Source organism: Arthrobacter sp. B0490 (assembly GCF_002929355.1).
GTDB lineage: Bacteria > Actinomycetota > Actinomycetes > Actinomycetales > Micrococcaceae > Arthrobacter_D.
Map to the genome: position 1 here is coordinate 1 of NZ_PJIR01000100.1, position 638 is coordinate 638.

General features: G+C 66.1%; 1 protein-coding gene. It reads right to left on the minus strand.

The window, feature by feature from the left end; translation table 11 throughout:
- On the minus strand, positions 1-638 hold a 638-nt coding region (locus tag CXQ97_RS20960; RefSeq protein ID WP_146069744.1), incomplete at both ends, for an AMP-binding protein.

Genomic DNA, 638 nt, shown 5'->3' on the forward strand with positions numbered 1-638 from the left:
CTGGCAGACCGCGACGCCGTACTTGGTCTGGAAGGTTTCGGCCATCGCCCGCGGCACGGCGGAACCGCCGATCACCAGCCGCGCCAGACTGCCGGAATCCTCACCGCTACGTTCCAGATGGGCGAGGTACATGGTCCAGATGGTCGGCACGCCGCCGGACAGGGTCACGCCCTCGGTCTTGATCAGTTCCTGCAGGCTCGCGCCGTCCATCTTGTCGCACGGCAGCACGAACTTGCAGCCATTGATTGCAGCGGCAAATGGGATGCCCCAGGCGGTGCCGTGATAGAGCGACGAACAGGGCATGATGCAGTCGAAGGCGGACAGTCCGAACGCACTGGAAAGCCCAGCCGCCATGGCGTGCAGCACCACCGAGCGGTGGCTGTAGAGCACACCCTTGGGGTCGCCAGTGGTGCCGGAGGTGTAACAGAGCACCGCGCCGGCGTTCTCGTCGAACTGCGGCCAGTCCAGCGGCTGCTCGTCGGCGATCAGCTGCTCGTAGCCCATCACCCCTTCGAGGCCGGACGAAGGCTGCGCGGCCAGTTCGATGAAATGCCGGATATTGCTCAGCCGCGGCCGCAGACGGGCGACGCAGGCGGCGAAGCTGCTGTCGAACAGCAGCACCTGGCTGCCGGCATGGT